The sequence below is a fragment of the Amphibiibacter pelophylacis genome (assembly GCF_037688875.1).
GTDB classification, from domain to species: domain Bacteria; phylum Pseudomonadota; class Gammaproteobacteria; order Burkholderiales; family Burkholderiaceae_C; genus Amphibiibacter; species Amphibiibacter pelophylacis.
Genome location: NZ_JAWDIE010000036.1, coordinates 1 through 5,866 on the forward strand (window position 1 = coordinate 1; position 5,866 = coordinate 5,866).

The following is a 5,866-nucleotide window of genomic DNA, read 5'->3' on the forward strand; positions in this document are numbered from 1 at the left end:
CTGCGGGGGCTGTCCAGAATAAAAGCCTGACGATGTCCTACTTTCACACAGGCATCTGCACTATCATCGGCGCTAAGGCGTTTCACTGTCCTGTTCGGGATGGGAAGGAGTGGGACCACCTTGCTATGGTCATCAGGCTGAACTGTCTCCAACTGATCACCGCTCGCGCAGCTTTCAGCCAGAGTTCATCCATAAAGTCTTTTCATCAGATTCCAGCTTCGCGCTGGCGCAATGATCGCTCTTGTGTCCGTTTCACTTCAACAGCTCAAGCACGCTCGGTTCATACAGACCGGCGTCGTGCAGCTTGCCTTTACAGCAATCCTGCCTCATCAATTCGTATCACCACCACAACCCGTCCGCCACGCTCTTCGCAGCAGCAAGCTCAGGGTTATAGGGTCAAGCCTCACGGGCAATTAGTACTGGTTAGCTCAACGCATTACTGCGCTTCCACACCCAGCCTATGTACGTCCTGGTCTCGAACGACCCTTCAGGGGGCTCTAGGCCCCGGCAGATCTTATCTTGGAACGAGTTTCCCGCTTAGATGCTTTCAGCGGTTATCTCTTCCGCACTTAGCTACCCTGCGATGCCACGGGCGTGACAACAGGTACACCAGAGGTGCGTCCACTCCGGTCCTCTCGTACTAGGAGCAGGCTTCCTCAAATCTGCAGCGCCCACGGAAGATAGGGACCAAACTGTCTCACGACGTTTTAAACCCAGCTCACGTACCTCTTTAAATGGCGAACAGCCATACCCTTGGGACCGGCTACAGCCCCAGGATGAGATGAGCCGACATCGAGGTGCCAAACACCGCCGTCGATATGAACTCTTGGGCGGTATCAGCCTGTTATCCCCAGAGTACCTTTTATCCGTTGAGCGATGGCCCTTCCATACAGAACCACCGGATCACTTAGTCCTAGTTTCCTACCTGCTCGACTTGTCAGTCTCGCAGTCAAGCACGCTTATGCCTATGCACTATCAGCACGATTTCCGACCGTACCTAGCGTACCTTCGAACTCCTCCGTTACACTTTGGGAGGAGACCGCCCCAGTCAAACTGCCCACCATACACTGTCCCCAACCCGGATTCACGGGCCAAGGTTAGAACCTCAAACACACCAGGGTGGTATTTCAAGGACGGCTCCACGCAAACTGGCGTTCACGCTTCAAAGCCTCCCACCTATCCTACACAGATCTGTTCAAAGTCCAATGTAAAGCTACAGTAAAGGTTCATGGGGTCTTTCCGTCTTTCCGCGGGGAGATTGCATCATCACAAACATTTCAACTTCGCTGAGTCTCTGGAGGAGACAGTGTGGCCATCGTTACGCCATTCGTGCAGGTCGGAACTTACCCGACAAGGAATTTCGCTACCTTAGGACCGTTATAGTTACGGCCGCCGTTTACTGGGACTTCAATCAAGAGCTTGCACCCCATCATTTAATCTTCCAGCACCGGGCAGGCGTCACACCCTATACGTCGACTTTCGTCTTTGCAGAGTGCTGTGTTTTTAATAAACAGTCGCAGCCACCGATTTTTTGCAACCCCTTTTAGCTCCCCCTGTACGGGTTCACTGACTTGGGGCATACCTTCTCCCGAAGTTACGGTATCAATTTGCCGAGTTCCTTCTCCAGAGTTCTCTCAAGCGCCTTAGAATACTCATCTCGCGCACCAGTGTCGGTTTGCGGTACGGTCGTGTGCAGCTGAAGCTTAGTGGCTTTTCCTGGAAGCTGGGTATCACTCACTTCAAGGGGCAAGCCCCTCTCGTTATCACCTCTCATCTAAGCCCGCCGGATTTGCCTGACGGGCATGACTACGGGCTTCAACCAGGACAACCATCGCCTGGCCGAGCTAACCTTCTTCGTCCCCACATCGCACTGCACATCGGTACGGGAATATTAACCCGTTTCCCATCAACTACGCATCTCTGCCTCGCCTTAGGGGCCGACTCACTCTACGTCGATGAACGTTGCGTAGAAAACCTTGCGCTTACGGCGAGGGGGCTTTTCACCCCCTTTAACGCTACTCATGTCAGCATTCGCACTTCTGATACCTCCAGCAGACTTCACAATCCACCTTCGCAGGCTTACAGAACGCTCTCCTACCACTCACAGTAAACTGTGAATCCGCAGCTTCGGTAACTGGCTTAGCCCCGTTACATCTTCCGCGCAGGACGACTCGATCAGTGAGCTATTACGCTTTCTTTAAATGATGGCTGCTTCTAAGCCAACATCCTGACTGTTTTAGCCTTCCCACTTCGTTTCCCACTTAGCCAATTTTGGGGACCTTAGCTGGCGGTCTGGGTTGTTTCCCTCTTGTGTCCGGACGTTAGCACCCGGTGCACTGTCTCCCAGGCTGTACTCGACGGTATTCGGAGTTTGCAATGGTTTGGTAAGTCGCCATGACCCCCTAGCCATAACAGTGCTCTACCCCCGTCGGTAATACCTGAGGCACTACCTAAATAGTTTTCGGAGAGAACCAGCTATCTCCAGGTTTGTTTAGCCTTTCACCCCTATCCACAGCTCATCCGCTAGTTTTGCAACACTAGTCGGTTCGGACCTCCAGCACCTGTTACGGCACCTTCATCCTGGCCATGGATAGATCACCTGGTTTCGGGTCTACACCCAGCGACTTGATCGCCCTGTTCGGACTCGGTTTCCCTGCGCCTCCCCTATTCGGTTAAGCTTGCCACTGAATGTAAGTCGCTGACCCATTATACAAAAGGTACGCCGTCACCCGAAGGCTCCGACTTTTTGTATGCATGCGGTTTCAGGATCTATTTCACTCCCCTCCCGGGGTTCTTTTCGCCTTTCCCTCACGGTACTGGTTCACTATCGGTCGATTACGAGTATTTAGCCTTGGAGGATGGTCCCCCCATCTTCAGACAGGATTTCACGTGTCCCGCCCTACTTGTCGCACACCTAGTTCCACAGAAAGACTTTCACATACGGGGCTATCACCCACTATGGCCGCGATTTCCAGCGCGTTCTGTTAGTCTGTCTGCTAAAGAGTGCAGGGCTCTTGCGGTTTCGCTCGCCACTACTTCCGCAATCTCGGTTGATGTCTTTTCCTCGAGCTACTTAGATGTTTCAGTTCACTCGGTTCGCCTCGCATGACTATGTATTCATCATGCGATACCCCTAAGGGTGGGTTTCCCCATTCGGAAATCTCCGGATCAAAGCTTATTTGCCAGCTCCCCGAAGCTTATCGCAGGCTATCACGTCCTTCGTCGCCTGTAATCGCCTAGGCATCCACCACATGCACTTGTTCACTTGACCCTATAACACTGGACTTGCCAGAGCTACAGGAGTGACACTTACGCATCTTGCGATGCGCCTGACAGCCTTTTTCTCTGTCAGGATTGATGAGTATTTACGTTCGCCGTCTGTATTCCAATCGTACTTGAGTCACGCAGCCTTTCGGCCACATGACATTCTGTTTTCATGTTTACGGACGCAATCATTGCAGCCGGCAGCGACGGTGGATGCTTGCGCACCCGATACTGCCGGCTATCTGATTACTTTTGACTCTATGGATTGTTAAAGAGCATGCCAACAAAGGCAGACACCAGAGCGCCTTGCGCGCTGGTGTCTGGCTTCGGTGCACGAAGCATGACGTTTTTACATGGACTGGTGGAGGATGACGGGATCGAACCGACGACCCCCTGCTTGCAAAGCAGGTGCTCTCCCAGCTGAGCTAATCCCCCGGCATCTTCGGTTGGTGGGTCTGGTTGGACTCGAACCAACGACCCCCGCCTTATCAAGACGGTGCTCTAACCAGCTGAGCTACAGACCCGTGCCGCAGGCCGGTGCCTGAACCTCGGCCTGTAGTACAACACTGGTACATCACCGGCGCAGTGCCATGTGCATGTCATGCTTGACAGCAGCCAACAAGAGTGGGTGCCTGACGCCGCTACGGCGTAGACTACGGTCATTGACCACTGCATGCAGCGGTCCGTGCCGTTTTGTCGTTTCCAGAAAGGAGGTGATCCAGCCGCACCTTCCGATACGGCTACCTTGTTACGACTTCACCCCAGTCACGAACCCCGCCGTGGCAAGCGCCCTCCTTGCGGTTAGGCTACCTGCTTCTGGCGAGACCCGCTCCCATGGTGTGACGGGCGGTGTGTACAAGACCCGGGAACGTATTCACCGCGGCATGCTGATCCGCGATTACTAGCGATTCCGACTTCACGCAGTCGAGTTGCAGACTGCGATCCGGACTACGACCGGTTTTCTGGGATTGGCTCCACCTCGCGGTTTGGCAACCCTCTGTACCGGCCATTGTATGACGTGTGTAGCCCTACCCATAAGGGCCATGAGGACCTGACGTCATCCCCACCTTCCTCCGGTTTATCACCGGCAGTCTCATCAGAGTGCCCTTGCGTAGCAACTGATGATAAGGGTTGCGCTCGTTGCGGGACTTAACCCAACATCTCACGACACGAGCTGACGACGGCCATGCAGCACCTGTGTTACGGCTCCCTTGCGGGCACCAAGGCATCTCTGCCAAGTTCCGTACATGTCAAGGGTAGGTAAGGTTTTTCGCGTTGCATCGAATTAAACCACATCATCCACCGCTTGTGCGGGTCCCCGTCAATTCCTTTGAGTTTCAACCTTGCGGCCGTACTCCCCAGGCGGTCAACTTCACGCGTTAGCTACGTTACTGAGAAGAAACCCTCCCAACAACCAGTTGACATCGTTTAGGGCGTGGACTACCAGGGTATCTAATCCTGTTTGCTCCCCACGCTTTCGTGCATGAGCGTCAGTACAGGTCCAGGGAGCTGCCTTCGCCATCGGTGTTCCTCCGCATATCTACGCATTTCACTGCTACACGCGGAATTCCACTCCCCTCTACCGTACTCTAGCCTTGCAGTCACAAATGCAGTTCCCAGGTTGAGCCCGGGGATTTCACATCTGTCTTGCAAAGCCGCCTGCGCACGCTTTACGCCCAGTAATTCCGATTAACGCTTGCACCCTACGTATTACCGCGGCTGCTGGCACGTAGTTAGCCGGTGCTTATTCTTCAGGTACCGTCATGACCGCACGGTATTAGCATGCGGCTTTTCTTCCCTGACAAAAGCGGTTTACAACCCGAAGGCCTTCTTCCCGCACGCGGCATGGCTGGATCAGACTTTCGTCCATTGTCCAAAATTCCCCACTGCTGCCTCCCGTAGGAGTCTGGGCCGTGTCTCAGTCCCAGTGTGGCTGGTCGTCCTCTCAGACCAGCTACAGATCGTCGGCTTGGTGGGCCTTTACCCCACCAACTACCTAATCTGACATCGGCCGCTCCAATAGCGAGAGGTCTTGCGATCCCCCCCTTTTACCCGTAGGTTGTATGCGGTATTAATCCGGCTTTCGCCGGGCTATCCCCCACTACTGGACACGTTCCGATGCGTTACTCACCCGTTCGCCACTCGTCAGCATCCGAAGACCTGTTACCGTTCGACTTGCATGTGTAAGGCATGCCGCCAGCGTTCAATCTGAGCCAGGATCAAACTCTTCAGTTCGATCTTGAAAATTACTCATAAAAACGGAATTGAAGTGAACTTCACTTCTATTTCCATGAGTGTTTGTGAGCTGTTAAGCTCTGCAGTAAACTGCATTTGCCTCACGGCATCAAACACCCACGCTTGTTGGCTGCTGGTTTTTAAAGAACTTGCTGAAACAACGTTTGTCGTCATCAGCACAGAAGCGGAATTATCAGAGCAATTTCACTTTCTGTCAACACCCTTCATGCTGAAGGGTTATTGAAGACAGTCATGAAACACCTTGACCGCTTCACCGTTTTGACTGCTTTTGCCTTGCGACGCTGGCTTGTCTCTGCGGGAAAGGCGTTAATGTAGCACAAACCCTGGGATACGCAAGCGGTTTTTG

General features: G+C 53.5%; 1 protein-coding gene, 2 tRNA genes and 3 rRNA genes. 1 reads left to right on the forward strand and 5 read right to left on the reverse strand.

What is annotated here, in order from left to right:
• Positions 1 to 24: 24 nt before the first annotated feature.
• The 5 genes from rrf to RV045_RS14220 form a co-directional block, all read right to left on the reverse strand.
• A 5S ribosomal RNA gene (gene rrf, locus RV045_RS14200) occupies positions 25 to 137 on the reverse strand.
• A gap of 255 nt (positions 138 to 392) precedes the next feature.
• A 23S ribosomal RNA gene (locus RV045_RS14205) occupies positions 393 to 3,271 on the reverse strand.
• A gap of 352 nt (positions 3,272 to 3,623) precedes the next feature.
• Positions 3,624 to 3,699: transfer RNA gene (locus RV045_RS14210), tRNA-Ala, on the reverse strand.
• A gap of 12 nt (positions 3,700 to 3,711) precedes the next feature.
• Positions 3,712 to 3,788: transfer RNA gene (locus RV045_RS14215), tRNA-Ile, on the reverse strand.
• Positions 3,789 to 3,970: 182 nt separating this feature from the next.
• Positions 3,971 to 5,499: ribosomal RNA gene (locus tag RV045_RS14220) — 16S ribosomal RNA — on the reverse strand.
• The 16S, 23S and 5S rRNA genes sit together here with 2 tRNA genes alongside, the layout of an rRNA operon.
• Before the next feature lie 34 nt (positions 5,500 to 5,533).
• Here RV045_RS14220 and RV045_RS14225 point away from each other — a divergent pair.
• Positions 5,534 to 5,743, forward strand: coding sequence for a hypothetical protein (locus RV045_RS14225; protein WP_423236455.1), 210 nt, complete (start codon positions 5,534 to 5,536; stop codon positions 5,741 to 5,743).
• The last annotated feature ends 123 nt before the right edge of the window (positions 5,744 to 5,866 follow it).